Genomic DNA, 3,214 nt, shown 5'->3' on the forward strand with positions numbered 1-3,214 from the left:
GCGTCCCCGGCTCCACGGCCGCGGCGACCGCCGGGTCCAGCAGGGCCCAGGGAGACCCCCGACGTCCACGGGGACGGACCGTGCGCGGCGCCGAGCAGCTGGCCGGCCAGGGAGGCGGTCGAGTCCGAGTCGCCGTCGTGGTTCGCGCCGACCCGCAGCGCCAGGGCCAGCGCGGCCGCAGGCGTGTCCGCCAGGCGATCGGCCACCATGGCCGCGTAGACGGCGATCGCCAGGGCCTGACTCGGCCACCCAGGCCCTCGCCCCAACGCCCGGCGGAAGGTGCCCCGGGCACCCAAGCGGGTGCCGTCGTCGTCCCTCTCCGCCTGCGCCGCCAGGTCCACGGCGCCGGCGAGCGCGGCGAGGGACTCCGCCCGTCCTGTCCCTGCGCGGCGAGCCAGGCCCGGGCGGCCTCCACGGCCTCGGACAGGGCCTGGCCGGCGAACAGACCCTGCACGATCAGCGCGAACGCCGCCGCCGCGGTCCAGGCGGTGGGATGGCCGTGGGTGAGCACGGCGCCCTGCCGCGCGAAGGAGGCGACGTGGGTGTCCGGCAGGCCCGGGACCATGCCGTAGGCGGCGGAGCGCATGATCGTGCCGCAGCCCTTGGAGCCCGGGTTCTTCGGGTCGGTGGGCACGCCCATGCCGGGCTCGGCGAGACCGGACAGACAGGCGTTGCCCGGGGCGCGGCGCTCGTGCAGCTCGCGGCGGGCGTCCAGCCAGGTGTCCTGGGCCGGGGGAGCGCCCTCCGGGAGTGCGCCGGTCTGGGTGCGGTGCCAGCGCAGGCAGGCCAGCCACACGCAGGCGGCGGCGTCGGCCAGCTGCCCCTGGTTCTGCCACTCGATCCACTCCAGCAGGCCGTCCGCCACGAACAGGGTCATCTGGGTGTCGTCCGAGATGGGCAGGTGCTCCACGCCGAGACGCTCGATCAGCTCGTCCGGGGAGCCGAGGCCGGCCGGGCCCCAGCGGTGCGCGATCGCCTCGGAGCGGTCGAACTCCACGGTGTAGCCGTAGGCGTCGCCGGCGGCACCGGCGGCGAGCGTGGCCAGGACACGGGCGGGGTAGTCGGGCAGGCGGGGGTCGGCGATCGGCTCGGCGGTCATGGCCACCATGCTAGTGAGTGCGAGGTGCCCGGCCGGTGCCCCTCATCGTGTCCGGACCCCTCACTAGAGTGATTCCCATGCTCCTGCTCCACACCTCCGACTGGCACATCGGCCGCTCCTTCCACGGCACCGGGCTGCTGGAATCGCAGCGCGCCGTGCTGGACCAGCTGGTCGACACCGTGCGCGAGCGCGGCGTGGACGCCGTGCTCCTGGCCGGCGACGTCTACGACCGTGCCCTGCCCCCTGCCGACGCCGTGCGCCTGCTGGACGAGACCCTCGCGGCCATCCGCGCGGCCGGCGCCCAGGTGGTCATGACCAGCGGCAACCACGACTCCGCGGTGCGCCTCGGCTTCGGCGGCGCCCTCATGGCCGCCTCCGGCGTCCACCTGCGCACGGACCCCGACCGCCTCGCCGAGCCGATCCTGCTCGAGGGCAGGGACGGGGAGCGGGCCGCCGTCTACGGCATCCCCTACCTGGAGCCCCGGCACCTCGGCCAGGCCTGGGACGTGGAACCGCACCACACCCCCGTGACGCAGGAGGCCGTCCGACGCATCAAGGAGGACCTCGCCGCCCGCCGGGAGAACCCCGACGACGGCCCCCTCGCCTCGGTCTGCTCGCCCACCTCTTCGCCGCCGGCGGCAAGGGCACCGAGGGGGAACGGGACATCGGCGAGGGCGAGCACCTCGACTGCGGGGCAGGGACGGCGGAGGCCCTCGTGGGCACGCTCGGCCAGGTGCCGGTGACCGTGTTCGAGGGACTGGACTACGTGGCCCTCGGGCACCTGCACGGCCGGCAGACCATGGCCGCGCACGTCCGCTACTCCGGCTCCCCGCTGCCGTACTCCTTCGGCGAGTGGCGGCAGGACAAGGGCGGCTGGCTCGTGCACGTGGCCGGCGGCGCGGTGACCGAGGTGGAGAAGGTCGACTTGCCCGGCGGTCGGCGGCTGGCCGTGCTCTCCGGACCCATCGCCGACCTGCTCGAGTCCGCCGAGCACGCGTGGGCCGAGGACCGCTGGGTCCAGGTCACCGTGACGGACGACGAACGCCCGGAGAAGGCCCTCGAACGCCTGCGCTCCCGCTACCCGCACGTCCTCGTGTTCCGCCACGAGCCGGCCGGCGGGCGGCGGCGCCGCGAGCAGACCTACGCCCAGGCGCTGCGTCAGGCCCCGTCCGACCTGGCGCTCACCACCGGATTCGTCCACCACGTGCGCGAACGCCCCGCCACCGAGGAGGAGACGGCGCTGCTGCAGGACGCCCTCACCGCCTCCCGCGCGAAGGAGGTCCGGGCATGAGGATCCACCGCATCCGCCTGACGGGGATCGGCCCCTACGCCGAGCCCCAGGACGTGGACTTCGACGCCCTCAACGCCGCCGGACTGTTCCTGCTGGACGGCCCCACCGGCGCCGGCAAGTCCACCATCCTCGCCGCGCTCTGCTACGCCCTCTACGGATCCGTCCCCGGCGGGCGCTCGCCCGAGTCCCTCGTGACCACCCTGCGCCCGCCCGGGACGGTGGCCCCGGAGGTGCTCGTGGAGTTCACCGTCCAGGGACGCCGCTTCGAGGCCGTCCGCTCGCCCCGCCACGCGCGGCCGAAGAAGCGCGGGCAGGGCACCACCATGACCCAGGCGTCCGTGTCCCTGCGCGAGCAGACGGACGGCGTGTGGGGCGCCCCGCTGACCCGCGCCGACGAGGTCGGCCAGCAGATCGCCGCCGTCATGAGCCTGGACTCCGAGCAGTTCATGCAGGTGGTGATGCTCCCGCAGGGACAGTTCGCGAAGTTCCTCACGGCGAAGTCGGACGAGCGCAGGGACCTGCTGCGCCGCCTGTTCGGCACCCAGCGGTTCGACGGGGTGGAGGACCACCTCAAGGCGGAGGCGGACCGCCTGCACGCGCAGGTGTCCGCGGACGCGCAGATCGCCCAGAGCGCCCGGGACCAGCTCCGCGACGCCGCTCGCGAGGAGCTGGGGGAGGACTGGCACGAACCGGCCCCGTACCCGGAACAGGACGAGGACCTGCTGGGCCTGGTCACCGCCCGCGCCGAGGCGGCCCACACCGCCGCCAGGGCCCGGCAGGACGAGGCGGAGGCCGCGGAGAAGGCGGCCCGCACCGGGCTCGAG

At 75.1% G+C, this 3,214-nt stretch carries 2 protein-coding genes and 2 pseudogenes; 2 read left to right on the forward strand and 2 right to left on the reverse strand.

What is annotated here, in order from left to right; translation table 11 throughout:
- Together AC2W7A_RS10830 and AC2W7A_RS10835 are read right to left on the reverse strand one after the other, a co-directional pair.
- Nucleotides 1-341, reverse strand: a 341-nt coding sequence (locus tag AC2W7A_RS10830; RefSeq protein WP_485991361.1) for an ADP-ribosylglycohydrolase family protein, incomplete at its 3' end; no start/stop codon positions are given.
- 95 nt (nt 342-436) lie between these two features.
- Nucleotides 437-1,108, reverse strand: a pseudogene (locus AC2W7A_RS10835) (ADP-ribosylglycohydrolase family protein); the annotation flags it as partial.
- Between the two features lie 68 nt (nt 1,109-1,176).
- Between AC2W7A_RS10835 and AC2W7A_RS10840 the strand changes: the two are divergent.
- Nucleotides 1,177-2,390 (forward strand): annotated as a pseudogene (locus tag AC2W7A_RS10840) (exonuclease SbcCD subunit D).
- On the forward strand, nt 2,387-3,214 hold an 828-nt coding region (locus tag AC2W7A_RS10845; protein ID WP_485991360.1), incomplete at its 3' end, for an AAA family ATPase. The pseudogene AC2W7A_RS10840 and the gene AC2W7A_RS10845, both read left to right, overlap by 4 nt.

It is taken from the genome of Micrococcus sp. LASM2_SD2, from assembly GCF_057364565.1.